This is a genomic window from Ascidiaceihabitans sp. (assembly GCF_039986515.1).
In the GTDB taxonomy this organism is placed as follows: Bacteria; Pseudomonadota; Alphaproteobacteria; order Rhodobacterales; family Rhodobacteraceae; genus Ascidiaceihabitans.
The window spans coordinates 167,287-193,640 of sequence record NZ_JBDWQO010000003.1 but is presented as its reverse complement, the minus strand read 5'-3'; the positions used below and the strand labels follow the sequence as shown (position 1 = coordinate 193,640).

Below are 26,354 nucleotides of genomic sequence, written 5' to 3'. Positions count from 1 at the left end.
TATGAATGATATTCCTGAACCCAAAACTCTCGCTTCTGACACCAACAACCCTTTCACTTCGGTTCCCATCGAGATCACCGTTTCCGTTGGGAAGGCACGTCCCTTGGTCCGGGATTTGGTGATGCTTGGGACAAATGCTGTTTTAACATTGGACAAACGAATAGATGATCCAGTCGATTTGTTTGTCGGAGACAAGCTGATCGCCCGTGGAATGCTGGAAGAGGATGACAAGTCGGACTCTGGACAGCTTGTCGTGCGCCTGACCGAAATCATAAACTTACAATCTGACTCCTAAAAATCAGATGCACCGTCTTTTTCTGATCATCGCATTAACCATGATTTGGCCGAGCGTCTCGTTGGCGCAAGACCTCTCGGTGTCTTTGGGAGATGATGGATCGATAAGCGCCAGAACACTACAACTCTTTGCCTTAATAACCGTTTTAAGCCTGGCACCCGGGTTGGCAATAATGGTTACGTGTTTCCCGTTTTTGGTAACCGTATTGTCTATCTTACGGCAAGCGATCGGCCTTCAGGCATCACCGCCCAATATGATGATCGTAAGTCTTGCACTGTTTCTTACCTATTTCATAATGGAACCGGTTTTCAACGAAGCGTGGGTTAATGGCCTACAACCTCTTACAAACGAACAAATCGACGCTGAAACGGCATTCGTGCGCACTTTGGAACCGTTCCGCGTGTTCATGGCGGCGCGTTTAGATCCTGATACTTTTATGGCGATGGCGGACCTTCGGCCTGATACCCAAGGCCAAGAACTATCCCCGGAAGCGCCGATATCTGTGCTTATTCCAAGTTTTCTTTTGTCGGAAATATCGCGGGCATTCCAAATCGGATTTTTGATTTTCTTGCCATTCTTGATTATCGACTTGGTCGCGGCAGCGGTACTGATGTCGATGGGCATGATGATGGTCCCGCCCGCAATCGTTTCACTACCCTTTAAGTTGGCGTTTTTTGTAGTTGCCGACGGGTGGAGCTTGATTGCAGGCAGTCTTGTTCGAAGTTACTTCTAGCGAGACTATTTTTCAGTACTCAACGCCGCATTATACCCATGTGCACGCAATAACGCGCTTTGCTTCGCGATACGCAGATCTTCCGAAACCATTTCCACACACATCTCATGTGTCGATATTTCGGGCACCCATCCCAGTTTTTCTTTCGCCTTTGACGGATCACCCAAGAGGGTTTCGACCTCTGCCGGCCGGAAATATCTTGGATCAATACGCAAAATCACATCACCCACGCTAAGCTTGGGTGCCTGATCACCTTCGATTTTTTCAACAATACCAATTTCGTCAACGCCACTCCCTTCGTATCGCAATGTAATACCAAGCTCGGCAGCGGACCATTCAATGAACTGACGCACAGAATATTGCTTGCCGGTTGCAATTACAAAATCGTCCGGTTCTTCTTGCTGCAGCATCATCCATTGCATTCGGACATAGTCTTTAGCATGCCCCCAATCACGCAATGCATCAATGTTTCCCATGTATAAACACGGCTCTAACCCAAGTGCGATATTGCACAGTGATCGCGTGATTTTACGGGTTACAAAAGTCTCACCACGGCGTGGGCTTTCATGGTTGAACAGAATTCCGTTGCACGCATACATGCCATAGGCTTCACGATAGTTTACCGTCATCCAATAGCTGTACAATTTCGCTACAGCGTAAGGGCTTCGCGGATAGAATGGTGTCGTTTCACGTTGAGGCGTCTCCTGAACGAGGCCGTACAATTCAGATGTCGACGCCTGATAAAACCGTGTCGCCTTTTCTAAACCCAACAGCCTGATCGCCTCCAAAATCCGTAACGTGCCCAAGCCGCTGACATCCGCCGTGTATTCCGGGCTCTCAAAACTAACGGCGACGTGGCTTTGCGCCCCAAGATTGTAAACTTCATCAGGCTGTACCTGTTCAATAATACGCGTCAGATTTGAGGAATCTGTTAGATCCCCATAGTGCAACTTCAGCCGCGCATCCGGTACGTGGGGATCTTCAAAAATGTGGTCTATGCGCTGTGTGTTAAACGATGATGACCGCCGCTTGATCCCATGCACTTCGTACCCTTTGGCCAGTAGAAACTCGGCCAGATAGGACCCATCTTGACCTGTGATGCCGGTAATCAATGCTTTTTTCATCGGTGCGCCCTTTGTGTTTCCATTCTACCTAAAACCAACAGGACCCACCTGCAATAGTTAGCTATCACCGATTCGCGTTGCGAAATCCTCATTGAAAATAAGGTGCTTGGCGTTCTGATGCCCGGATGCGTCGAGACCACAAAGGGCGCCATCACACAGGGGGAAAGCGATCTGAAAATTTCCCTTTGTTTTGGCAGGATTGCTCACTAATCTAATTCATGAGCCCAAATTAAGGGCCAAGTCCAAGGTGGGAGAATTCAATGGGCAAGAGAGATGACTTGATCGCGCAATACGCCGACGATCTGAAAAACAAATGTGGCATGGCACCTGATATGGATCTGCTAACGAAGGTTACAATTGGTTGTGGGCCGGCCATCTACAATGCCGACGCATCAACCGTTGCGGGCAGCCAAGCCTCAGAGCTTGAAACAGTCAAAGAGAACTTCTTAAAGAAAAAGCTTGGCCTCGCTGATGGTCCGGAACTGATGGATGCGATCAACAAAGTGATCGAAGTGTACGGTAAATCCGAACGCAACAAATATCGCGCTGTCGTCTACTACATGCTGACGAAGCACTTCGGCAAAGAATCCGTTTACGGCTAATCATCTGATCATGCTTAATAAAGATCCGCTTGGTTAAGCGGGTCTTTTTTTATTGAATACGCTTTGATGCACTCAAAAATTGCATTTTCCCACGTGGGGTGGTACACATATTCATCCGGCCAGTATGGCTAGAACCGAATTTTGTAACGTGTGTGGTGGCTATGGGAGCACGCGGGGTGATTAAGGGTTCTGGCGCAGCGCCAGAACCCTTTTTCATATCAAATTCAATCTACAGCCCGTCAGCAATATCAAAGGCGTCGATGCGCCTTTCCAACCTGAAATCAGGGCGAAATTCCCGCCAACTCACATACAATTTCCCATTCAGATTCTTGAACAGGCTGCACAGACAAGCGCGAGTTTTTTACCAAAATCATGTCGTCCAACCGTCCGTCCGCTTTGATCATGTCCAATGATACGGAATGCACAACGGGCTTAACCGCCCTGATGTCCACACAGTCCCAGCATTCGTCATCCGTTGTGCTGTCCGGGTGTGCCGTGGCGCAAACTTCGATGATCCCGACAATCGCCTTCTCTTTTTGGGAATGGTAAAAGAACCCAAGATCACCGATCTTCATCTCGCGCATGAAGTTTCGGGCCTGATAATTTCTGACTCCGTCCCATTCTTCACCCGTACGTCCCTTGGCAACCTGTTGATCCCAGCTCCAGGTTGACGGTTCAGATTTGAACAACCAGTAGGCCATCACCCAATCACCTTGTTCCACGGCATAAGGGTGACTTCACTGAACAAACCCGCCTGACCGTAAGGATCGCCCGCGACCCATTGGTTGGCCGCGTCCATATCCGGAACATCCAGCACGATCAGCGATCCACACATGTCGCCCGCCTCGTCCAAGAATGGGCCAGCCTGCACCACCGCGTCAGAACTTTTCAGATATGCGACATGCGCATCCCGATTGGCTTTTCGCACATCAAGCGCACCTTTTTTGTCGTAAGCCATCAAAGCAACCAGCATATTATTCCTCCTTCAAAGGACGTGATAGCAGATGCTCAATTGCAGTTTGCACATCTGCTTTTTTCTCTACCAAACGTGCCACAGTCTGTGTGATCGGCATGTCCAGATTTTGATGCAAAGCAATTTTCTTCATCGCAAGCGCAGTGCTTGCACCTTCAACCGTCGTGTTTCGATCAAACGACTGCCCAGACCCAAGCGCAACACCAAACTGATAATTCCGTGAACCTTCCGACGTGCAGGTCAAAGCCAAATCGCCAAAGCCTGACAGGCCAGAAAGTGTTGCAGAATCCGCTCCATATTGAACAGCAAAACGTATCATTTCTGCAAATCCGCGCGTCATAAGCGCCGCACGGGCGCTGTGCCCAAGACCTGCGCCAACAGCGACACCGCAAGCGATCGCCATGACATTCTTCAATGCCCCACCCAATTCAGCGCCCCTGGTATCCGTCGTTCGGTACAAGCGTAAAACAGGTGTAGACAGCTGTTTTTGCAATATTCTACCGACATCACTGTCAGCACAGGCAAGCGTTAAAGCGGTCGGCAAACCGACTGCAAGATCGGCTGCAAAACTTGGGCCCGTTAGGACGGCGGGGATTGCAGTAGGAACAGAAGCCGCAATGGTGTCGCAAGCGCCCAACCCTGTTTCTCTATCAATTCCCTTACAGCAGGCCACAAGGTATTTGCCGGCGAACAAGTCTCGGTTTTCTGTTAACACGCCAGACAGTTTCTGAGCTGGAACCGCCAGCAAAACCGTTTGCGCATCTTGCAACGTCGCGGTGACAGTCAAAGGGTCGGGGAAATTTGCCCCGGGCAAGCGCCGTGTATTGCGACGCGTGGCCTGCATTTCGGCAATGTGCTGCGGGTCACGCGCCCAAAGCGACACAGGACCTTGTCGCCCAAGAGAAATTGCCAAGCTTGTTCCAAATGCACCCGCGCCAACCACCAGAATGCTCACGCCTTGGCCCCCTTTTTACCGCTTCCCAACATCGCAGGGCTGGATTTATCCAAAGGCCACCGCGGACGCGCAGATAGATCAAAACCATCCGCGTCCCGATCCGGCATTTGCGCCAGTGCCGCGTAAGCAATCATCGCTGCGTTGTCCGTGCAAAGGCGCAACGGCGGTGCCACAAATTGCACACCTAACTGCGTACAAACAGTCTCTAATAGGGACCGAATAGATGCATTTGCTGCAACACCACCTGCAACACACAACGTGGGCCGCGCAGGACTTAGATCTAGATACGACATCAAAGCGCGTCTGGATTTTTCCGCCAATACATCTGCAACGGCGGCCTGAAAGCTGGCCGCAAGATCAGATTGATCCGTTTCGGTCAGGCCACCTTGCTGTGCTATAACGCCGTCACGCGCCCGAAGGGTCGCTGTCTTCAAGCCTGAAAATGACAAATCGCATCCGGGCCGATCCAACAATGGACGCGGCAGCGTAAAACGTCGGGGATTGCCCGCTTTCGCGCATGCTTCGATGGAGGGTCCGCCGGGTTGCGGCAAACCGATCAATCGGGCCACTTTATCAAAAGCTTCCCCCGGCGCATCGTCAATCGTGCCCCCCAGACGGCGAAATGTGCTTGCATCCTCAACAATCAAAAACTGACAGTGCCCTCCTGACACCAAAAGCATCACATAGGGAAACGTGACATTATCAGTCAGTCTTGGCGTCAGGGCATGACCTGCAAGGTGATTGACCCCGTAAAGGGGTAAACCCGTCGCGGCACTCAACCCCTTGGCCAGCATTACCCCGGACACTACGCCACCAATCAGGCCCGGCCCTGCCGTGACGCCAATTGCATCAATCTGCGACAGTTCAAGGTTTGCATCGGTCAAAGCCTGCTTCACGCTAACATCAAGCTTCTCAACATGGGCCCGCGCAGCGATTTCCGGCACAACGCCTCCAAAGGCAGCGTGCAGTTCTGTTTGTCCGACCACAACAGACGATACCACCGTCGCAGCCCCGCCTGGAACACCACGCACAATGGCCGCAGCAGTATCATCGCAACTGCTTTCGATCCCTAAAATATTGATGTCATGTGCCAAATTGGGTCCATTGCACGCTATCTAAACAGCCATTAACATCGTGTGTCGTGGCTAACAATGCAAAGCACCCGCAGGTTTCTCTGCTTTTAACGCGTCCTTCCGACGCCGCACGCGCATTTTTGTCCGATTTACCGTTCGAAATCACGACACGTATTGTGCCAATCTTGTCGCCCCTGATGTCCATCAAACCGTTGCGCCCAAAGGAACCTTTGGCAAAATGCGCCGTGTTCACATCTGCCCAAGCTGTTGGTTTTGCATCACGCGGCGACGAACGCAGTGCTTTTTGCGTTGGTCAGAAAACAGCAAGCGCTGCGCAAGCGCGTGGTTGGCGCGTCACCTACACTGCGCACACAGCCGACGACTTGGTCGCATTTCTGAAAACACACACCCCGCAGGATCCTTTGATTCATTTCGCCGGCGTTCATACACGCGGAGATGTGGCGCAACGTTTGACAGCAGCTGGAATACCCACACGACACATCGCGCTTTATGATCAAACTCTAAACGACCTGAACAGTCAGGCCCGCATTGCGCTTGACCGGGAAACGCCTGTTGTAGTTCCCCTGTTCTCACCCCGCACAGCACGGCATTTTGACGCACAGAATCATGGCAAGGCACCTTTGCACATTATCGCGTTAAGTACGGCAGTGGCAGAAGCGCTAAACCATACTATCTGTACATCCATGAGCGTTTGTGCGCTTCCCACACGTCAGGACATGGTCAAACAGGTCAAAAAGCGAGTGCTTTCGATGACCTTGGGTTGAGCCTTCGGTGGGCGGTGCGTAGACTACCAAAAAGTGCGCGTGTTGAAGAATCTGGAAGGTGTGAAAGTGGCTGAGAAAAAAGACGATACGATCAGCGATAGTGACATGGGCCGCGATAAAGATGTTGCTTCGCACGATGACGCCCCCGTTCGGTTGGAATCCCCAGATCAAAACGCACCATCTGAAAAATCAGACGATGTTGATGCGTCTTCAGAACCCACTTTGACCGACGATCCATCTGACAAAACGCCAGTTATGCCAGACGAAGATACCGCAAGCGACGACGAGACATCACAATCAGAACCAACATCAATCGAACCAGCCCCCGCGCCGGTTAAGCCTGAACCAAAACAGCAAAGCCCTGTTCCTTTGGTCATTGGGGGCGTGATCGCAGCGCTTCTTGGGTTTTTGGCCGCACGCGCTGATCTGCTTGATAACGTCTTACCGCCGTCCATGCGACTGGGTGCAGATGCCGTGGTTGCAAATGAAAAAATAGACAACCTACAAGGCGCTTTGAACGCGGCAAACGCAAAGATTGACGCACTTGAGGATCAAATCACTGCCGCAGAGGCAGTTGAAGTGTTTGATGCATCAGAATTAGAAAACTCTGTCGCGGCCTTGGGCGAACGCATCCAGTCATTGGAAAAGCGTCCCGTCGCTACAGCAGATGGATCCGCCCCGAACTACGATGCCGATTTTGCCGAACTGCAAGACATGGCGCGCAAACAGCAGGAAGAAATTGATCGCCTTCTGACAGATGCACGTCTGGTTGAAGAATCCAGCGAGGCGGCGGCCAAAGCGGCCCTTGCACGCGCTGCAGCCACGCGCATTGTCGCTGCTGTAGAAAGCGGTGCGCCTTTTGATGCCGCCCTTGATGATCTTGCGTCAACCGGCGTCGAAGTTCCTGCAGAATTGTCCGACGCCGCGCCAAATGGCGTTACCCAACTGGCAGAACTGCAAGGCACCATTCCGCAGGCTGCACGCACCGCATTGGCTGCATCGCGCAGTGCAGACACGTCTGGCGGCCTTGGCGGGTTTTTCCAACGCCAACTCGGCGCCCGATCTGTCACGCCCAAAGAAGGGTCCGATCCCGATGCCGTTTTATCACGCGTCGAAGCCGCTGTGCGTGAGGGTCGTTTAAATGACGCTCTGGCCGAAGCCGAAACACTGCCCCCGGAAGGTCAGGCCGCAATGGCCGACTGGCTGGAACAAGCCCGCACCCGCCTTGATGTTACAACCGCAACCGAAGCGCTGATGCAGCGCCTTGCCGCGAACTGAGGAATTATCATGCTTTGGTCACTCGTTAAAATCATCCTCTTTTTCTGCGCTTTGGTCGCTGTCGCTTTCGGAGCAAGCTTTTTGCTGGAAGCGCAAGGCGGCGTCCGCATCGAAGTCGCTGGCAGCGAATACAATTTCGGCCCGCTTCAATCGGTAATTGCCCTTGCTTTGCTGGTTGTTGCAGTCTGGGTCTTTATTAAAGTCCTGGGCTTGATCATCGCGACATGGAAGTTCCTGAACGGTGATGAAACCGCCATTTCGCGTTACTTTGAACGCAATCGTCAGGCCAAAGGCTACGATGCGCTTTCACAAGGTATGATGGCACTTGCATCCGGCGAAGGCCGCTTGGCCATGTCAAAAGCCGAAAAGGCCGAAAAATATTTGAACAAGCCCGAGCTGACGAATTTACTCACCGCTCAAGCCGCTGAGTTGGCCGGCGACCGACGAAAAGCAGAACAAACATACCGCGCCTTGATCGAAAATGACGCAACCCGATTTGTGGGCGTGCGCGGTATCATGAAACAACGTTTGGCCGATGGTGATACTGAAACAGCTTTGGCTTTGGCGGAAAAAGCTTTTGCGTTGAAGCCCAAGCATGAGGACACCCAAGACGTTCTTCTGAAGCTTCAGGCGAAAAAGGAAGACTGGAAAGGGGCCCGCGAGACCCTAAGCGCCAAGCTGAAATATGGCGCATTGCCTCGTGATGTTCACAAACGCCGCGATGCAGTGTTGGCCTTGTCCGAAGCGCGCACGGTCTACGACGACGATCTTACAATCGAAGCGCGTGAAGCGGCCATTGAAGCCAATCGCCTGTCCCCTGATCTCATTCCGGCCGCGGTGATGGCGGCCCACGGCTACATCGAACAAGGCAACAAGAAATACGCAACGCGCGTGCTGAAAAAAGCATGGGATGTGGCCCCGCATCCTGATCTGGCCGCGACTTTTGCCGCCATCGAACCGGACGAAGCCCCTGCCGCGCGTCTCAAACGTTTCAGGCCGCTGGTGAAGGCCACAAGCACCCATCCTGAAAGCCAAATGCTGATGACCGAATTGCATCTGGCAAACGAAGATTTCCCCGAAGCGCGGCGCATGTTGGCAGACCTGAACGAAACAAATCCAACCGCGCGCACTGCCACTTTGATGGCCGCGATCGAGCGCGGCGAAGGTGCTGACGATACGGTTGTTAAAGGCTGGCTGGCACGGGCCTTGTCATTGCCACGCGGGCCTCAGTGGATCTGCGAAAACTGTCAGCACATCCACACGGAATGGAAGCCAACCTGTGAAAACTGCGAAAGCTTCGATACACTTTCGTGGAAAACCCCCCCTCAGTCCGAGGTCGCTATGCCCGGCGGTATCGAAATGTTGCCGTTGATTATGGGGCCAAAGGCAGATGAAGGTTCTGACGTTGTGGTGATTGAAGACGCCGAAATCATCGAGGACGACACCGAAGCGAAGTAATATCTGTCGTTTCGCGTTCTCGAAAACTCTGCTTTTCGGCCCCATTGATGCCTAAATAGGCGGTCACTCTACTGTTGCGTGTACAGATAGAGTCAGCGATGTCAGATCAAAACAGCTTTCAAGAACGCCTCAAACGGCTGGAAACCAAACACGGTGGATTTAAAGAACCACCATCATTTGACCCTGTGCCGCCCAAAAATGAAATCAGATCATCCAGCAACGATTTTGGGATAAAATATGCCATTATGTGCGTCCTCGGGATGGTTATGGTCGTCATCGTCGGCTCAGGTGTTTTTGTATTTCAATCCATTTCTGGCGCCCCGATTTCAGTGGTGCAACCGTCACCAGAATACCTTGAAAGAATGCGCGACGATTCAGCAGAAACCTTTCGCCGGTTGGCAAGAGGTGAAACACCCAACAGTCTGAACGGGTTTTTCCTGGAAGCCGCCTTCAGAAAACAAGCCGGGGACGGACCGATGCCCGCAGTGTTTTTGCCAAAGGACAAACGGGATTGGGTTGGGGTCAACACACACGACGCAAGACAACCAAACGCGTTGAAAACCTTGGAAACGCGCTGGACACAGCAAACTAGAAAATCCGTATCCGCTTTAAAGGACCACCCGCATTGGAACAGCGTGGAATTCTTTTTGCTGGGCAACAAAGAGCCTTCATTGCAAAGCCGTGCAAATGCCCCTTACGGCGCGACAGCTGTCTTCATCCACCCCACAGGAAAATATCTACACGTCAAAATGAGATTTTTGCACGAACAAACTGTTCTAGGTGACAATCGTTTGGGCCCGCTTTCTGAAAGAGCATCGTGGATTGACCAATTGGAAAAGCTGGAAGCCAAAAAAGGGTCTTCGTTTGAGCGCATCAAATTGTCTGGCATTAAGTCGCTCAATCGCGTCGATAAAAGCGGCGCACCGTCATTGCGAACAAGTGGTCGTTCAGCCACCAATCTTGATGTCGCTGTTCCCCTGTCATCCCGCGCGATCCTGTATCTAAGGGGCAATGCGACGGTTCGGGATTTGGAAAGTTTGATAAGTACAATTGATCGCAAAGCGCTGGAAAAAACCCACGACATTGCGCCCAAATCATGAAAAGCAAAACGCCCCCGCTTTGACACGAGGGCGTTCTGGAACAGTAAATGTCGTCGCTTAGTAGCGGTAGTGTTCCGGCTTGAACGGGCCTTCTGGCGCAACGCCAATATAAGCCGCTTGTTCCGCGTCCAGCTTGGACAGCTTCACACCGATGCGATCAAGGTGCAAACGCGCCACTTTCTCGTCCAAGTGCTTGGGCAAGATGTAGACTTCGTTCTTGTAGTTGTCGCCGTTGTTCCACAGCTCCATCTGCGCCAACACCTGGTTGGTGAAGGATGCGGACATCACGAAAGACGGGTGGCCCGTCGCGTTACCAAGGTTCAACAAACGGCCCTCGGACAACAGGATCAAGCGATTGCCATTCGGCATCTCGATCATGTCGACCTGTTCTTTGATGTTGGTCCATTTGTGGTTCTTCAGCGCCGCCACCTGGATTTCGTTGTCGAAGTGGCCAATGTTGCCAACGATCGCCATGTCCTTCATCTCGCGCATGTGCTCGATGCGAATGACGTCTTTGTTGCCTGTGGTCGTGATGAAGATATCTGCGTCGAGGTTTTCCTCGAGGATGACAACTTCATAGCCGTCCATCGCCGCCTGCAACGCACAGATCGGATCGACTTCGGTCACTTTCACGCGCGCACCAGCACCAGACAGGGAAGCGGCAGAGCCTTTGCCGACATCGCCGTAGCCCATAACAACAGCAACCTTACCTGCCATCATGGTGTCTGTGGCGCGGCGGATGCCGTCCACGAGGGATTCTTTACAACCGTATTTGTTGTCAAACTTCGACTTGGTCACAGAGTCATTCACGTTGATCGCAGGGAACGGCAGCTGGCCTTGTTTGACCAGATCGTACAAGCGGTGCACGCCTGTTGTCGTTTCCTCGGACACGCCCTGAATTTGGTCACGCATTTTGGTGAACCAGCCGGGGGACGCTTCCATGCGCTTCTTGATCTGCGCTTTGATCGCAACTTCTTCCTCGGAAGTCGGAACAGCAATCACATCTTCACCCGCTTCGGCACGCGCACCAAGCAGAATGTACAACGTGGCATCACCACCGTCGTCAAGGATCAAGTTCGGGCCTTCGTCAAACATGAAGGATTTATCAAGGTAGTCCCAATGCTCTTCCAGAGACTGACCTTTGATTGCGAAAACGGGCACGCCGGATTCTGCAATCGCGGCAGCCGCATGGTCTTGCGTAGAGAAGATGTTGCATGATGCCCAGCGCACGTCGGCGCCAAGTGCCACCAGTGTTTCGATCAGAACAGCCGTCTGAATGGTCATGTGCAGCGACCCGACGATGCGCGACCCCTTCAAAGGCTTTGCTTCGCCATATTCGTCACGCAATGCCATCAGGCCGGGCATTTCAGTTTCTGCAATGTTCAGCTCTTTGCGGCCAAACTCTGCCAGAGCGATGTCTTTTACGATATAGTCTTTCGCCATTTCGTGCGTTTCCTTTGCAACCGTTTGCGGCGCAAATAGCACTGACATCGTCTTACGGCAACGTGCGATTAGGTCACAGCGGCAGTGCGCTGATGAAACACTGCGTTTATTGCTCCAAAGCGGCCAATGCTTCGTTCTTTTCTGCGACGTCTGGCCAGTTCTCACCTTGTTCCACAACACAGCTGTTGCCATCCGTCAAATATTTGACCACCGTCCACGATCCCGTTGCAGCAGATGCCCAAACTTGTTGCTTTTGGCCCGCATAGTTTTCGACGGGTGCTTCACCGTACCAGTCCTTCAAGGCCGCTTCCATTTCCCGTGTGTGCATGCAAATGGTTTGGGCCCCAGCGGTGGTGGCCAAAGCGGACAATGCCAAAGCGGCGGTGCGTGATTTGGACAAAATGCGGGTTTCATGACGTTCTTCTTCATGTCAAAAACAACGAAGGCAGCAGTTTGGTTCCACCAACTGGGTAAGTTAAAAGCTGGAGGTCCGGAAAATGGCGCAACAACCCCGCGCGTGGCAGCGTATGCTGTCCGGCCGCAGACTGGACTTGTTGGACCCGACGCCCGTCGACATAGAAATCGAAGACATCGCACATGGCCTTGCATTTGTGGCGCGTTGGAACGGGCAAACCCAAGGGGACTTCGCCTATTCTGTGGCCGAACATTCGCTGTTGGTCGAAACCCTTTTTGGCCGCATCGCGCCGGGTGCGCCGGTGAAATGGCAACTGGCTGCGTTGCTACATGACGCACCCGAGTATGTGATTGGCGACATGATTTCCCCTGTCAAAGCCGCTGTTGGTCCGGGGTACGGGGCATTGGATGAACGGCTCGAAGCCGCTATTCACATTCGTTTTGGATTGCCTGCAAAAATCCCAGCACCCATCAAAAAGCAAATCAAAAAGGCCGATAAAATCAGCGCCTGGATGGAAGCCACCCAAATTGCGGGATTCAGTGCAGCAGAAGCAGACAAGTTTTTCGGAAAGCCTGATCCGAACATTATGACCGACCTTACAATCGTCTTGCGCACCCCGACAGAGACGCGAAATGCGTTCACCGCCCGCCATCATACCTTATTGAAAGCATTGCCATGATCACTGTTCGTCCCGCCATGCCCTTGGATGCAAATTCGATGGCCAACTTGCTGAATGCTATCATCGAACAAGGCGGCACAACTGCGCTAACGCGACCAATGACTGGAACAGACATCAACAAACGCATGGACAGCAATTCGGATCGTTCAGCATGGCATGTCGCTTTGGATGGCTCAGAGCAAGTTGTAGGGTTTCAATGGATCGCGCCCCACGAAAACTTGCCCGCCGAGGCCTGCGACATCGCTTCGTTTGTACAAATCGGACGCACCGGTTTGGGGATCGGATCGTCATTGTTCAACGCCACAGCCAAGGCCGCAAAAAACCTTGGCTACGTCTGGATCAACGCCACCATCCGCGCCGACAACGAAGGTGGCCTGACGTATTACCAGTCTCGTGGCTTCAAAACCTGGACGATAGACGAAGGCATCAAATTGGAAAGCGGGCTGATCGTGGACAAAATCAGCAAACGCTACGACGTCTGATACCTGTTGTTTGATCTTTACCTGGGCGACCGCTTGGCCAATATGCGCTGCAATGTCCGACGGTGCATGTTCAATCGCCGCGCTGTTTCTGACACGTTGCGATCACACAACTCATAGACACGCTGGATGTGTTCCCAGCGTACTCTGTCCGCGCTCATAGGGTTTTCCGGTGGCGGCGGTAGGTCATCGCCAGTCGCCAAAAGCGCGTTGGTCACGTCTGTCGCATCAGCAGGTTTAGACAAATAATCTGTTGCCCCGATTTTCACCGCGGCCACCGCCGTCGCAATGGCGCCGTAGCCTGTCAAAACCACGATCCGTGCCTCTGGGCGCTTTTCGCGAAGAACCTCGACGATATCCAATCCGTTGCCGTCTCCAAGGCGCAAATCCACCACTGCATAGGCCGGGGGGCGCGCTGTAGCGATAGCCTTACCACCCGCCACAGAGTCAGCGGTTTCTACGGCAAAACCACGTTTTTCCATAGCTTTAGCCAACCTGCGCAAAAACGGTTCGTCATCATCAACAAGCAGCAAAGACGGGTCTTCCCCGATCTCATATTTTGGTTGCTCTGCCATGGTGTCCCCTTGCTATGCGCCAAAGTCCGGCGACGCTTGCGCCGTCTGTCAACTATGTAGCCCGAAAGGCAATTCGTCAACGAACAGGGCGGGTTAGCTGTTCTCTATGAAACACCCGATTTGATCTGCCATCTGTTCGGCGGTGACCTCCCGACGGAAGAATTCCACAAAGCCGTGTTCTGGTAAAACCAGATAACTGAAGGTAGAATGATCAACGAGATAAAATTCATCATCTGCTGGCTGCGCTTTATAATAGGTGCGATACGCTTGGCTGGCTGCCTTGATCTGCGCGGCTGATCCGGTCAGGGCGATCATCTTTTCATGCATGTTTTCTGCATAGTCCGCGACCACTTCGGGCGTGTCACGTTCGGGATCAATGGTGATGAAAACCGGCGTCGCAGACATCCCGTTTTCCTGCACAAGATCAATGGCCTCTGCGTTGCGTGCCACGTCAAAAGGGCAAATATCCGGGCAGAACGTGTACCCAAAATAAATCAAAGACGGTTCTGTAATCACGTCTTTTTCGGTCACCGTTGCACCGGCGCCGTTGACCAATTCGAACGGACCGCCAATCGCGCCGGCACCGGCCACCGAACTCGCGCGACACTGTGCAAACTGGTCGTCGTTGTTAGGCTGGCTGACATACCAGACCGCGGCAATGGCAACGGCAGCTGATACTGCGGCAACGGGCGCGATGATGCGTAGCATTTGTTTCCCTTTCGAAAAGCGATACGGTTGTGGTCTGTTTGGCCGGACCCTACCCGTCCAACCGCAAACTGCAATCTACGATTTGGTGAACTTATGCCCGCCCAAAGCCTCGGTGACTTTTCAGGACAGCGCAGATCCAACTGGATAAGGCTGCGGACGATGATTTTGCTGCGATGGGTCGCCATTGTGGGACAAATTACCGCAATCACCGTGGCCCAACGCATGTACGGTCTGCAGCTGGAATTAGGACTGTGCTATCTGGCTGTTGGCGTTTCTGTTATCGGCAACTTGGTGGCGATATTCGTTTTTCCCGAAAACAAGCGCCTGACAGAAGTCGAAAACCTGCTGATGGTGATGTTCGATCTTTTGCAGCTTGGATTTTTGCTGGTTCTCACCGGCGGCCTACACAATCCGTTTGTACTGTTGCTTTTGGGGCCAGTCAGTATTTCAGCCGCAGTCCTGACCACACGGTCGACAATGATCGTCGGCAGCACAGCGATTATTCTGGTGACGCTGATGGCCGAGTACCATTTGCCGCTGCGCACCTACGAAGGCTTCATCTTGCGCATCCCGGATGTATTTGTGTTTGGCAATTGGATCGCTTTGGTCATTGCCATCATTTTCTTTGCTGCCTATTCCCAGCGCGTTACGTCCGAAATGCATTCTATGTCTGACGCTTTGTCAGCCACGCAAATGGCTTTGGCGCGTGAACAAAAGTTGACTGATCTGGGCGGTGTTGTCGCGGCTGCGGCACATGAACTGGGCACGCCTTTGGCGACAATCAAACTGACCAGCGCCGAGTTGATGGAAGAACTTGAAGATCATCCCGAGCTGTATGAAGATGCCGCGTTGATCCGCCAGCAAGCGGACAGATGCCGCGATATTTTGCATGATATGGGGCGGGCCGGGAAAGACGATCTGCATATGCGTCAGGCCCCTTTAAGCGCCTTGATCGGGGAAGCCGCCGAACCCCACTTGAACCGCGGGAAAGACATCAATTTTGTTTATGACCCCGAAGATGGTTTCGACATTGACCAGCCGTCAGTGCTGCGTAAACCGGAAATCGTGCATGGGTTGCGTAACTTGGTCCAGAACGCGGTAGATTTTGCCTATTCCAGTGTCTGGGTTGAAACCCATTGGACAGATGCAACCATTTCGGTACGGATCATCGACGATGGGCGCGGGTTTCCGTCGTCCATTATCGGCCGGATTGGTGATCCGTTCATGAGCAGCAGACGCGGCGCATCTGACAAGAAACAACGCCCCGAGTATGAAGGCATGGGATTGGGACTTTTCATCGCGAAAACCCTTTTGGAACGCAGCGGCGCAAAACTTCGGTTTGCAAACGGCTCAGACCCGAATGAAACAGAGGCCAACGAGCTTACTCTGACAGGGGCCATTGTTGAAGTTATTTGGCCACGAGACGCCATTGACGCCAAAGCAGAGAAAAATTTCGTGCCTGTCGGGGAAAATCAACAATTTGCCCCATGAGCCAATCAGCCAATCAGCCAAAAATTTAATAAAATAGGTTAATCGAACGCAAGATTAACGTTCGATTAACCTATTGGCCAGACATTGAGCGAAGTGCTCTGCGAAAGGGCTTTGTCGCAATGCCTCTTATGGATCTGATTTTTATCGTCTCAGCAGCTGTTTTCAGTGCGCTTGCGGCTGTCTTCTTTGTAAGTCGTACACCCCGAAAATTACCCTCTGCAATCAAGCCTCCCGGATCCGAAATCTCCTTTCTTTTTAAAAAGGACACTATTCAGCATGCGTCTGAGCAGGCACATGCCATTGTGGACTTAAATGAGGATGACAGCGATTGGACCGCTTTATACCGAAGCTTGTCCCCCAGATTCCCGACCATTCCGGAAACGCCAGACAGCCAATCGCAAAACCCGATGATCATAAAAGCTGGCGGATCGAATGATGCGGGCCTTTTGCGTCTGACAGCCATGGACGACTGCACCCATGTCGAAGTCATCGACACTTGTTTGGAAAGTCCGTCCGAACAGCATCACATCAAATCGCTTGAAGCGGAATTAGCGACGCTTCGTATGGCAAGTTCGACCGCACCCCATCCCGTTTGGCAGGTGGATGATACAGGTGTCGTGCAATGGCACAATGAAGCTTATGCGTCGCTATATCACCGCATTCTTGAAGAAACGCCGAACCCGCAACAACCCCTGTTTGAAACATTCGCCATGGCACGCCAGCCCAGCGGCAACACACGTGCGTCCCTGAAGTCCAACAGGGGCAACGAAGTGCTTTGGTTTGATGTGACAACGATGCAGGCAAAAAATCTGACGATGTTTCATGCCATAGACATAAACGCCGTCATTCAAGCAGAAGTCGCGCAACGCAACTTTGTACAAACGCTGGCAAAAACCTTCGCGCAGCTGTCCATTGGCTTGTCGATCTTCGATCGAAATGGTCAGCTTGCACTGTTCAATCCCGCACTTGTTGATTTGACGGCGCTGCCTGCCGAATTCCTATCCGCGCGCCCCGATTTGTTGTCCTTCTTTGACCGCTTGCGTGACAATCGAGTGATGCCGGAGCCCAAGAATTATCATTCGTGGCGCCAAGAAATTTCAGAAGTGATCGCAGCGGCAACAGACGGGCGGTATCAGGAAACATGGACACTGGACACCGGCCAAACCTATCGCGTGTCGGGCCGTCCGCATCCTGACGGGGCCATTGCATTTTTGATCGAAGACATCAGCGCGGAAGTGTCCCTAACACGCAACTACCGCGCTGAACTTGAAATGAGCCAATCCTTGATCGATAGCCTGGGTGAAGCCCTGGTTGTATTTTCAGCTGGTGGGGTTCTTCAGTTTTGCAACGCAGCCTACCGCGATCTATGGAAGCTTGATCCAGACAGCTCATTTGCTGACGTCACAATTCTGGATTCTATACGCGATTGGCAACGTCAAAGCAGGCCTAACCCCGCATGGGGCGACATCCGCGACTTCGTGTTCAAAGTCGGTGAACGCGCACCCTGGGACAGCGTCATTGACCGCGACGAAGAGGATCGTTTGATTTGCAGAGTCTCTCCAATCACATCAGGCGCGACGCTTGTGCAGTTTGAAATCTTGGAAGACGCCGTACAATTACATCCCGGCAAACTGAGCTTGATCCAGGACTGACGCCCATTTCCCTTGCAGCAGAATGTGGCGCAGGTAACGTGGGCCAATGGCAAATTCTACGTTCACCCGCACTTTGAATTCCGAAACACAATCCGCGGCGTTCGCGCGTAGGGTCGCGGCCCGCCTATCTTCTGGTCATACTTTGCTGCTAGAGGGTCCGGTAGGCGCAGGTAAAACCCATTTTGCCCGCAGCGCGATCAAATCACTTCTTCTGGATGATGAAGATGTGCCATCCCCCACTTTCACGCTTGTGCAAACCTATGACAGCACAGCCGGGCCTATCTGGCATGCTGATTTGTACCGCCTGACCTCAGACTTTGAAGTGGAAGAATTGGGGCTGATAGATGCCATGGAAGACGCTATTTGTTTGATCGAATGGCCTGACCGTTTGGGAAGTTTGATGCCCTCGGATGCCGCCGTTCTGGCATTCACACCTGACCCCTATGACGAAAACAAACGCAGCTTGACCGCGACGTGGTCAGGGGCGACATGGGACGCGGTATTTAAAGGCTTGGCACATGACTGATCGCGAAAACCTACTACGCTCATTTATCCATGATGCTGGATGGGATGACGCCCAGCGCGTGACTGTTGCAGGCGACGCATCCAACAGACGATATGACCGGCTGACGCGGGGCGATGGAACAACCGCAATCTTGATGGATGCACCGGCTGAAAAAGGCGAAGATGTACGCCCTTTCATGCGCATCGCAAAACATCTGTCAGACGTTGGGCTTAACCCCCCTTCGATCCTATACGCCAACGCAAAGACCGGATTTTTGCTGTTGGAAGATCTTGGGGATGCTCTGTTTGCGCGTGTTCTTGAAAACGATCCTTCCAAAGAAACAAAGCTATATGAAGCCGCTGTAGATGTGCTGGTTCATCTGCATGCAGCCCCCATGCCGGAACTGGCCACTTATGATGCGCAGGTTATGACGGACATGGCTGGACTTGCCTATGATTGGTATTTGTTCGGGGTGACTGGTCAAAAAGACAGCGCAAAAACGGCCTTGTTCAAAGCTGCATTTCACAAGGCAATCTTGCCGCTGGATGCTGCGCCATCGGTTTTGATCCAGCGTGATTATCACGCGGAAAACCTGTTGTGGCTGCCTGATCAGAATGGGCTGCATCGCGTTGGTTTGTTGGATTTTCAAGATGCGATGGCGGGTCATGCGGCCTACGATCTGGTGTCGGTCCTGCAGGACGCCCGCCGCGATGTACCCCAAGCCATCGAAGCCGCCATGGTGGCGCGCTATGTCGCGGCAACAAAGGCAGACCCGGCCGAATTTGAAACTGCGTATGCACTTCTTGGCGCCCAGCGCAATTTGAGGATTTTGGGCGTATTTGCACGACTTTGTATGGCGCACGGCAAAGCGCACTACGTGGATTTGATCCCACGCGTTTGGGATCAAATCGAAACCAACTTAAGGCACCCCGCATTGTCAGAAATATCCGTAATGGTTCACGCGGATTTGCCGTACCCGACCCCTGCCCTGTTAAAAAAGTTGAAGTTACAATGCGCCACGCACCCAATGCCGTAATGATGTTTGCCGCGGGCTTCGGCACGCGTATGAAGCATTTGACGCAGAACCAGCCCAAACCAATGGTGCAGGTGGCAGGGCGTCCATTGATAGATCACGCATTGGACTTGGCAACGGCCATCACACCGGACGTCATTGTTGCAAACCTACATTACCTTCCCGACGTGCTTGAAACGCATCTGGACGGCACAGGCGTGGTCACGTTGCGTGAAGAACCTGACATTCTGGAAACCGGAGGCGGCTTGCGAAATGCCTTGCCAATCTTGGGCAGCGACCCTGTTTTCACGATGAACACAGACGCGATCTGGGCCGGACCAAATCCGTTAGAGTTGGCTAGACAAGCATGGGACGCCGATAAAATGGACGCATTGTTGGTCTGTGTGCCCACAGCCAAAACCGTCGGGTATCAAGGCAAGGGCGATTTCCAGATCGGGCCAGATGGCCGTTTAACGCGTGGTGCAGGTTACGTGTTTGGAGGGGTTCAAATCATCAAAACGGACATGCTGTACGACGTTGAAGATACTGCATTTTCACTCAACGTGGTGTGGAATGAAATGCTTAAATCCAAATCGGTCTTTGGGCTGATCTACCCGGGACAATGGTGCGACGTTGGACATCCCGGCGGAATTTTAGACGCCGAACACCTTATTGAGACAACCAATGTTTGACCCAAGCCCAGCCCCCCGCGTCTTTGGCGCCGCCCCCGGTCTGGATTTTCCGAAGGCTTTGGTCGACGGCCTGATTGAGCGCATGAAAGGCCGGCCACCCGAAGACATGGCGCGTGTCGATGTGATTGTGAACACAAGGCGGATGGCCCGGCGGATGCGTGATTTGTTTGATCAGGGCCCCGCGTTGTTGCTGCCGCGTATTCGGTTGCTGACGGATCTTGCAGGCTTTGCCCCTGACATAAAAATTCCTCCCTCTATGCCCCCTTTGCGCCGCCGGTTGGAACTGATCCGGTTGATTTCAGAACTTCTGGACAGACAACCTGAGCTGGCACCACGTGCGTCACTTTACGGATTGGCCGACAGCCTTGCGGCTTTGCTTGACGAAATGCAGGGTGAAGGCGTCAGTGCAGAAACCATCGCTGCCTTGGATGTCACGGATCAATCGGGGCATTGGGCGCGGGCGCAATCATTTATCAATATCGCGCAAACCTATGTATCGTTTTCCCGATCCGAACCCGACCCCGAAGCACGCCAACGCATGACTGTTGAGGGTTTACAGACCCACTGGGCTGCAACACCGCCTACGCATCCCGTAATACTGGCAGGCTCTACCGGATCACGCGGCACAACATTGATGCTGATGAAAGCCATTGCAGCTTTGCCCCAAGGGGCTGTGATCTTGCCGGGGTTCGACTTTGATATGCCAGCCCCTGTGTGGTCCGCTTTGTCAGACGCAATGACAGCAGAAGATCACCCACAGTTTCGGTTTCACAAACTTCTGGCAGCTTTGGACATGGGGCGCGGAGACGTCAAAAACTGGACAACAGAAACGCCCTACGCCCCGCACCGAAATGCGCTGGTGTCATTGGCGTTGCGCCCTGCCCCTGTGACCGACGCATGGCTGGACGAAGGGCCGGATTTACAGGATTTGATGGGGGCGACCGCCGACATAACTTTGGTCCAAACCGAAACACCCCGCGACGAGGCGCTGGCCATTGCCATGCGATTGCGCGAGGCGGCAGAAACCAACCAGACTGCTGCTTTGATCACGCCAGATCGCTTGCTGACACGGCAGGTTGCCGCCGCGCTGGACCGCTGGAATATCCTACCAGACGACAGCGCTGGTGCCCCCCTGCACCTGTCTGCGCCAGGCCGGTTTTTACGCCATGTCGCTGGGCTGTTTGTGCGGCCCTTGGATGCAGAAGCCCTGCTGACCATTCTGAAACACCCCCTGTGCCACAGCACTGACACACGCGGCCAACACCAGCTGAACACCCAACGGCTAGAACTTCGTATTCGCCGCGATGGCCTGCCTTATCCAACTCCGGAAACGCTGATCGCTTTGGCCGCCAAAGTCGCAGAGAAACGCGATGACGCCGAGGCATTTATGGATTGGGCGGCTTGGGTTGCGAACACGATTTGCGGCGTTCGCGTTGGCGTGGATCAACCGCTTGTGGATTGGGTCACACACATCGAAACCTTAGCCGAAAATATTGCGGGCGGACCACAGCCACACGATCATGAGCTGTGGAAAAAGAAAGCCGGACAACTGGCCCGCAGCGTTCTGGATGTGCTGGCCGCCAACGCAGAATACGGCAGTGAGATGTCTGCCTCTGACTTCGCTGATTTGTTGGGCGCCTTACTGGCAGCCGAAGAAGTCCGCGACAGGGATGCCCCCCACCCCGGCATTATGATCTGGGGCACATTGGAAGCACGCGTGCAGGGCGCAGATCTGGTTATTCTGAGCGGCCTGAACGAAGGCACATGGCCTGAAGCCCCGAAACCGGATCCTTGGCTCAACCGGGCCATGCGCTTTGACGCGGGGCTTTTGCTGCCCGAACGGCGCATTGGTCTGTCAGCCCACGATTTCCAACAAGCCATCGCCGCAAAAGAAGTCTGGATCACGCGCGCCGTGCGATCGGATGACGCGGAAACCGTGCCGTCCCGCTGGCTCAACCGTATTCAGAACCTGCTGGGCGGGCTGCCTGAACAAAACGGCCCCGACGCGCTGAAATCAATGATGGCCCGCGGTGACATCTGGCTTGCAAAGGTCAAAGCGCTTGAAACGGTTGTTCCGTCACCCAAAGCTGACCGCCCGTCACCGCGACCGCCAAAAGCCGCGCGACCGCACAGGCTGTCCGTTACAGAAATCAAACGGCTGATCCGCGACCCCTACGCGGTCTACGCAAAGCATACACTTGAACTGCGTCCTCTGAATCCGATTGTTCAATCCCCCGACGCCCCCTTGCGCGGCATTTTGATCCATGAAGTGATGGAACATTTCGTCGAGGACATCGGCAAAGACCCTACTTTACTGACTGCCGCGCACCTTATGCAAACCGCAGGACGCATTTTATCTGAAAACGTGCCGTGGCCTGCTGCGCGCACCCTTTGGTTGGCGCGGCTGGGGCGGGTTGCCGATTGGTTCGTCGCGCAAGAACACATACGCCAACTGGCAGGCACCCCTATCGCCTTCGAAAAAGAGGCGCACGGCGTTCTGGAATTGGCAGACATCGGATTTAGTTTGATCGGGTTTGCCGACCGCATCGACGCGCGCCCCGACGGGTCCGTGGTGGTCTATGACTACAAAACTGGAAAGCCGCCCACGGCCCCACAGCAAGCCAAGTTTGAAAAGCAACTGCTGTTGGAAGCCGCCATGCTGGAAGAAGGGGCATTCAAACACATCGGCCCCCGACCCGTTCACGACGCGGTATTTATCGGGTTGGGCAGCTCTCCCGCCGAAGTCCGCGCGCCCTTGACCAAGGAACCTGCCCCAAAGGTCATTGCCGAATTGCGCGACTTGATCACTGCCTACCTGTCGCCAGATCAAGGATTTACATCAAAACGCATGGAAATGTCAGACCGCGAGGTCGGTGATTACGACCAACTGGCCCGCTTCGGGGAATGGGACAGCACCGATGCGCCTGCCCCGGAGGATTTGACATGATGGCCCGCGACGACGCAACACAACGCCAACTGGACGCGGCGGCGCCCACAACCTCGACGTGGCTTGCGGCAAATGCAGGATCCGGAAAGACACGCGTGTTAACAGACAGGGTCGCACGCCTGCTTTTGGAAGGGGTACAACCGCAGCATATTTTGTGCCTGACCTACACAAAAGCTGCCGCTTCGGAAATGCAGAACCGTCTGTTTCGCCGCCTTGGCGATTGGGCCATGTTGCCTGACGCAGCACTGCGAAAGGCGCTGGACGAATTGGGGGCAAATTCCAACGCCAACGAAACAGCCTTGCGAGATGCGCGTACCCTGTTTGCCCGCGCCATCGAAAGCCCTGGTGGCTTAAAAATCCAGACCATCCATTCGTTCTGCGCATCGCTTTTACGCCGCTTCCCGCTAGAGGCAGACGTAAGCCCGCAGTTTACCGAAATCGAAGACCGTGCAGCGGACATGCTGCGCGCGGAAATCGTCGACGACATGGCAGGTGGCCGCGACGCCCATCTGGTGCGCGACATCGCACGGTATTACACGGGCGAAGATTTTCTACGGTTGTCCCAAGAGATCGTGCGCAACCGATCTGCGTTTGATGCGCCTATCACGCGTGGTGATCTTTTGGCGTTGATGGGTCAAAGCCCGACACTTGATGCGTCTTCGCTAGCAGCTCAGACTTTTTTGGGTAGCGAACAACAATTGATCGCCGATTTGGTACCTCTGTTGCAGGCGTCATCAAGCAAGACAGATGGAACTGCTGCACAAAAATTGCAGTCCATTGTTCAGTGGGACATCGGCGATCTTCCTCTATTAGAGTCTGTTTTTCTGACAGGTGCGACAGCGGCTGACCCCTTCACAGCAAAAATTCGCAAGTTCCCAACCAAAGCCATTCAAGCCACCGCCGCGCATCTGATGCCAGCTGCAGAAGACTTGATGATGCGCGTTGAAAGTGCGCGCGACATGCGGCTTAGTCTTCTGGCTGTCGATCGCGCCGAGGCGTTACATGCCTTCGCAAAGGCCTTCATCACGCGGTACGAACACGCCAAATTGCTGCGTGGCTGGCTTGATTTCGACGACCTGATTTTGAAAGCTCGCGGGTTGCTGAATGACGAAAAAGTGGCGGCTTGGGTGTTGTTTCGCATCGACGGGGGCATCGACCATATTCTGGTGGACGAAGCCCAAGACACCAGCCCCGACCAATGGGATGTGATCCGCAAGCTGGCAGAAGAATTTTCGTCCGGCGAAGGGGTGCGCACCGATGTGGCGCGGACGCTTTTTGTGGTCGGGGACAAAAAACAATCGATCTATTCATTTCAAGGGGCCGACCCGCGCGAATTTGATAGAATGCAGGCCGAGTTCAAACAAAAGTTCCGTGACGCCTCGGCCCCGTTTCAAGAAACCACCTTGGATTATTCCTTCCGATCCTCCAGCGCGATATTGCGTCTGGTCGATCAAACTTTTGACCAACGCCTGCAAGCCGGGTTTGACAAAGACAGCCAACATATCGCGTTCAAAGATACCTTGCCCGGGCGTGTCGATTTGTGGCCAGTGGTCGAAACCATCAAAGAAGCCGATGACCGTGAATGGTTTGACCCTGTGGACAGGCGTGCGCAAACCCATCACTCTGTTTTGCTGGCGGATCAAATTGCGCATCAGATCAAGACCATGATTGAAAGCGACCAGACCATCCCTGATGATGGCAACACGTCAGGCCGTTTTGTCCGTCGTCGAATCAAGGCGGGGGATTTCCTAATTCTGGTACGGCGGCGGTCAGCTTTGTTCGCAGAAATCATTCGCGCCTGTAAGGCCTATGATTTGCCAATCGCCGGAGCGGACCGCTTGAAAGTCGGCGCGGAATTGGCGGTACGTGATTTGGGCGCGTTGTTGTCCTTTCTTGCCACGCAAGACGATAGCCTCGCGCTGGCCACTGCACTGCGGTCGCCTTTGTTTGGCTGGACGGAACAGGAATTGTTCACTCTGGCGCACGGGCGGACATCCAAACCGCTTTGGCAACGCTTGCGGGAAAGGGCTGCGGATCATCCGAAAACAGTCTCTATCTTGGAGGATTTGCGCAACAATGCTGACTTTTTGCGGCCCTATGATTTGATCGAACGCATCCTAACGCGCCATGCAGGTCGCGGATTGTTGTTGTCACGTCTTGGCGTCGAAGCAGAGGACGGCATCAATGCGCTTTTGTCGCAAGCATTGGCATTTGAACGAAACGCGATCCCCAGCCTGACCGGTTTTCTGGTTTGGATGAAAACCGATGATTTGGACATCAAACGCCAGATCGACAGCGCCTCTGACCAGATCAGGGTCATGACTGTACATGGCGCCAAGGGCTTGGAAGCCCCGATTGTTATTTTGCCAGACACCGCAAAACGCGCCGAAACCGTGCGCGACGAGATTATCAAAGTCCAAGGCACGCCAGTTTGGAAAGCATCAGAGAAAGACGCACCCGCAGCGATGCGCGCCGCCCTTGACGGTATCAAAGATGCGCAACGCAACGAACAATTGCGCCTGCTTTATGTGGCCTTAACCCGTGCTGAAAAATGGTTGATCGTGGCGGCAGCCGGCGACTTGGGCAAAGACGGCAATAGCTGGTATGAAACAGTTGAAGGCGCCATGATGCACAGTGGTGGGGGCGATGTGGATGTCGCAGGCCTTGGTCAAATCAAGCGCATTGAACACGGCGACTGGACGCAAGGTGCGCTTGTGTCATTGCCGCCAAAACAGAGCCAAACCGTCAGCTTAGACCCGCTTTTTGAACATGCAGCCCCACCGCCCATTGCAACCGCCGAAACGCTTTCGCCATCTGGGTTGGTCGGTCCAAAAGCCTTACCCGGCGCGGATAGCTTGCCCGAAGATCAGGCCATGGCCTATGGCAGCTTGATACACTGGCACCTTGAGAACCACGAAGGCGACCCCCCCTCAGATATGCATGTTCTGCCAGATGCCTTGATAGATCAGGCTAAGTCGGAAGCTGAAAAAGTTTTAAACGACCCTGCCCTTCGCTTTGTCTTTGATAACTCTTTGGCTGAAGTCACCGTTACAGCCCCCGTTTCCGCAGGCCGCGTTCATGGCGCGATCGACCGGTTGATCGTGACAGACGACACAGTCACGGCAATCGATTTCAAATCCAACGGAACTGTGCCAGCAACGCCCCAGATGTGCCCGTCTGGCATCCTGTGTCAAATGTGGGCTTATGCGGCAGCCTTGGCGGTGATCTATCCCGACCGCCAGATTGAGACCGCCATCGTTTGGACAAAGACAGCCAGCTATATGTCACTTCCACACGATCTTGTGTTTCAAGCCGCCAAATCCGCAGGATATCTTGACGAAAGCACCTTGGCTTCTTAGGTTCAGCACTCAGAATTTATC

25 protein-coding genes are annotated in these 26,354 nt (G+C 53.6%); 16 read left to right on the top strand and 9 right to left on the bottom strand.

Annotated features, from left to right (window positions below; genetic code table 11):
- Position 1: 1 nt before the first annotated feature.
- Positions 2-295, top strand: a complete 294-nt coding sequence (locus tag ABJL60_RS01330) for a FliM/FliN family flagellar motor C-terminal domain-containing protein (protein WP_108826715.1) — start codon at positions 2-4, stop codon at positions 293-295.
- A gap of 7 nt (positions 296-302) precedes the next feature.
- Positions 303-1,028 (top strand): flagellar type III secretion system pore protein FliP, encoded by a 726-nt coding sequence (fliP, locus tag ABJL60_RS01325; protein WP_108826716.1) that lies wholly within the window; start codon positions 303-305, stop codon positions 1,026-1,028.
- Between the two features lie 5 nt (positions 1,029-1,033).
- On the opposite strand, the gene gmd is transcribed toward fliP, so the two are convergent.
- Positions 1,034-2,152, bottom strand: coding sequence for a GDP-mannose 4,6-dehydratase (gene gmd, locus ABJL60_RS01320; RefSeq protein WP_348285282.1), 1,119 nt, complete (start codon positions 2,150-2,152; stop codon positions 1,034-1,036).
- A gap of 260 nt (positions 2,153-2,412) precedes the next feature.
- On the opposite strand from gmd, the gene ABJL60_RS01315 reads away from it, so the two are divergent.
- Positions 2,413-2,754, top strand: a complete 342-nt coding sequence (locus ABJL60_RS01315) for a DUF2853 family protein (protein WP_348285281.1) — start codon at positions 2,413-2,415, stop codon at positions 2,752-2,754.
- 281 nt (positions 2,755-3,035) lie between these two features.
- Here the strand turns inward: ABJL60_RS01315 and ABJL60_RS01310 are convergent, their stop codons facing one another.
- From ABJL60_RS01310 to tsaD, 4 genes are read right to left on the bottom strand one after another with little or no spacing between them, the layout of a single operon-like run.
- Positions 3,036-3,455, bottom strand: a complete 420-nt coding sequence (locus tag ABJL60_RS01310; RefSeq protein WP_348373458.1) for an EVE domain-containing protein — start codon at positions 3,453-3,455, stop codon at positions 3,036-3,038.
- The gene (locus tag ABJL60_RS01305) at positions 3,455-3,727 is read right to left on the bottom strand and encodes a YciI family protein (RefSeq protein WP_348285279.1); all 273 of its coding nucleotides are present in this window, start codon (positions 3,725-3,727) and stop codon (positions 3,455-3,457) included. Before ABJL60_RS01305 ends, ABJL60_RS01310 begins: the two co-directional genes overlap by 1 nt.
- A 1-nt stretch (position 3,728) precedes the next feature.
- Positions 3,729-4,682, bottom strand: coding sequence for an NAD(P)H-dependent glycerol-3-phosphate dehydrogenase (locus tag ABJL60_RS01300; protein ID WP_348373457.1), 954 nt, complete (start codon positions 4,680-4,682; stop codon positions 3,729-3,731).
- Positions 4,679-5,776, bottom strand: coding sequence for a tRNA (adenosine(37)-N6)-threonylcarbamoyltransferase complex transferase subunit TsaD (gene tsaD, locus ABJL60_RS01295; protein WP_348373456.1), 1,098 nt, complete (start codon positions 5,774-5,776; stop codon positions 4,679-4,681). Before tsaD ends, ABJL60_RS01300 begins: the two co-directional genes overlap by 4 nt.
- A gap of 119 nt (positions 5,777-5,895) precedes the next feature.
- Between tsaD and ABJL60_RS01290 the strand changes: the two genes are divergently transcribed.
- From ABJL60_RS01290 to ABJL60_RS01275, 4 genes are all read left to right on the top strand, one after another.
- A complete protein-coding gene (locus tag ABJL60_RS01290; RefSeq protein WP_348373455.1) occupies positions 5,896-6,540 on the top strand; it encodes a uroporphyrinogen-III synthase in 645 nt (214 codons plus the stop codon).
- Positions 6,541-6,606: 66 nt separating this feature from the next.
- Entirely contained in the window at positions 6,607-7,818 is a 1,212-nt protein-coding gene (locus tag ABJL60_RS01285) for a hypothetical protein (protein WP_348373454.1), read from the top strand.
- Positions 7,819-7,827: 9 nt separating this feature from the next.
- Positions 7,828-9,276 (top strand): heme biosynthesis HemY N-terminal domain-containing protein, encoded by a 1,449-nt coding sequence (locus tag ABJL60_RS01280; RefSeq protein ID WP_348373453.1) that lies wholly within the window; start codon positions 7,828-7,830, stop codon positions 9,274-9,276.
- A 98-nt stretch (positions 9,277-9,374) separates the two neighbouring features.
- Positions 9,375-10,376, top strand: coding sequence for a hypothetical protein (locus ABJL60_RS01275; protein WP_348373452.1), 1,002 nt, complete (start codon positions 9,375-9,377; stop codon positions 10,374-10,376).
- Positions 10,377-10,433: 57 nt separating this feature from the next.
- On the opposite strand, the gene ahcY is transcribed toward ABJL60_RS01275, so the two are convergent.
- A complete protein-coding gene (ahcY, locus tag ABJL60_RS01270; RefSeq protein WP_348285272.1) occupies positions 10,434-11,819 on the bottom strand; it encodes an adenosylhomocysteinase in 1,386 nt (461 codons plus the stop codon).
- A 106-nt stretch (positions 11,820-11,925) separates the two neighbouring features.
- Complete coding sequence (locus tag ABJL60_RS01265; protein WP_348373451.1) at positions 11,926-12,219, bottom strand: S-adenosyl-L-homocysteine hydrolase; 294 nt, start codon at positions 12,217-12,219, stop codon at positions 11,926-11,928.
- Positions 12,220-12,316: 97 nt separating this feature from the next.
- On the opposite strand from ABJL60_RS01265, the gene ABJL60_RS01260 reads away from it, so the two are divergent.
- Complete coding sequence (locus ABJL60_RS01260) at positions 12,317-12,913, top strand: HD family hydrolase (RefSeq protein WP_348285270.1); 597 nt, start codon at positions 12,317-12,319, stop codon at positions 12,911-12,913.
- Entirely contained in the window at positions 12,910-13,395 is a 486-nt protein-coding gene (locus ABJL60_RS01255) for a GNAT family N-acetyltransferase (RefSeq protein ID WP_348373450.1), read from the top strand. Before ABJL60_RS01260 ends, ABJL60_RS01255 begins: the two co-directional genes overlap by 4 nt.
- 17 nt (positions 13,396-13,412) lie before the next feature.
- Here ABJL60_RS01255 and ABJL60_RS01250 read toward each other — a convergent pair whose 3' ends face one another.
- Both ABJL60_RS01250 and ABJL60_RS01245 read right to left on the bottom strand, forming a co-directional pair.
- Positions 13,413-13,967 (bottom strand): ActR/PrrA/RegA family redox response regulator transcription factor, encoded by a 555-nt coding sequence (locus ABJL60_RS01250; protein ID WP_348285268.1) that lies wholly within the window; start codon positions 13,965-13,967, stop codon positions 13,413-13,415.
- A 93-nt stretch (positions 13,968-14,060) separates the two neighbouring features.
- Positions 14,061-14,675 (bottom strand): SCO family protein, encoded by a 615-nt coding sequence (locus tag ABJL60_RS01245; RefSeq protein WP_108826730.1) that lies wholly within the window; start codon positions 14,673-14,675, stop codon positions 14,061-14,063.
- A gap of 93 nt (positions 14,676-14,768) precedes the next feature.
- Between ABJL60_RS01245 and ABJL60_RS01240 the strand changes: the two genes are divergently transcribed.
- The 7 genes from ABJL60_RS01240 (at position 14,769) to addA (ending at position 26,333) form a co-directional block, all read left to right on the top strand.
- Positions 14,769-16,166 carry an ActS/PrrB/RegB family redox-sensitive histidine kinase gene (locus ABJL60_RS01240; RefSeq protein ID WP_348373449.1) on the top strand — a complete coding sequence of 466 codons (1,398 nt, stop codon included), beginning with the start codon at positions 14,769-14,771 and terminating at the stop codon, positions 16,164-16,166.
- Between the two features lie 302 nt (positions 16,167-16,468).
- On the top strand, positions 16,469-17,818 hold the full coding sequence (locus ABJL60_RS01235; protein ID WP_348373448.1) for a PAS-domain containing protein: 1,350 nt from the start codon (positions 16,469-16,471) through the stop codon (positions 17,816-17,818).
- Between the two features lie 46 nt (positions 17,819-17,864).
- Positions 17,865-18,344 (top strand): tRNA (adenosine(37)-N6)-threonylcarbamoyltransferase complex ATPase subunit type 1 TsaE, encoded by a 480-nt coding sequence (tsaE, locus tag ABJL60_RS01230; protein WP_348373447.1) that lies wholly within the window; start codon positions 17,865-17,867, stop codon positions 18,342-18,344.
- Complete coding sequence (locus tag ABJL60_RS01225) at positions 18,337-19,359, top strand: phosphotransferase (RefSeq protein WP_348373446.1); 1,023 nt, start codon at positions 18,337-18,339, stop codon at positions 19,357-19,359. Before tsaE ends, ABJL60_RS01225 begins: the two co-directional genes overlap by 8 nt.
- On the top strand, positions 19,335-20,027 hold the full coding sequence (locus ABJL60_RS01220; protein WP_348373445.1) for a nucleotidyltransferase family protein: 693 nt from the start codon (positions 19,335-19,337) through the stop codon (positions 20,025-20,027). The genes ABJL60_RS01225 and ABJL60_RS01220 overlap by 25 nt, the downstream gene beginning before the upstream one ends.
- Positions 20,020-22,974 carry a double-strand break repair protein AddB gene (gene addB, locus ABJL60_RS01215; protein ID WP_348373444.1) on the top strand — a complete coding sequence of 985 codons (2,955 nt, stop codon included), beginning with the start codon at positions 20,020-20,022 and terminating at the stop codon, positions 22,972-22,974. Before ABJL60_RS01220 ends, addB begins: the two co-directional genes overlap by 8 nt.
- A complete protein-coding gene (gene addA, locus ABJL60_RS01210; RefSeq protein ID WP_348373443.1) occupies positions 22,971-26,333 on the top strand; it encodes a double-strand break repair helicase AddA in 3,363 nt (1,120 codons plus the stop codon). The genes addB and addA overlap by 4 nt, the downstream gene beginning before the upstream one ends.
- Positions 26,334-26,354 lie beyond the last annotated feature (21 nt).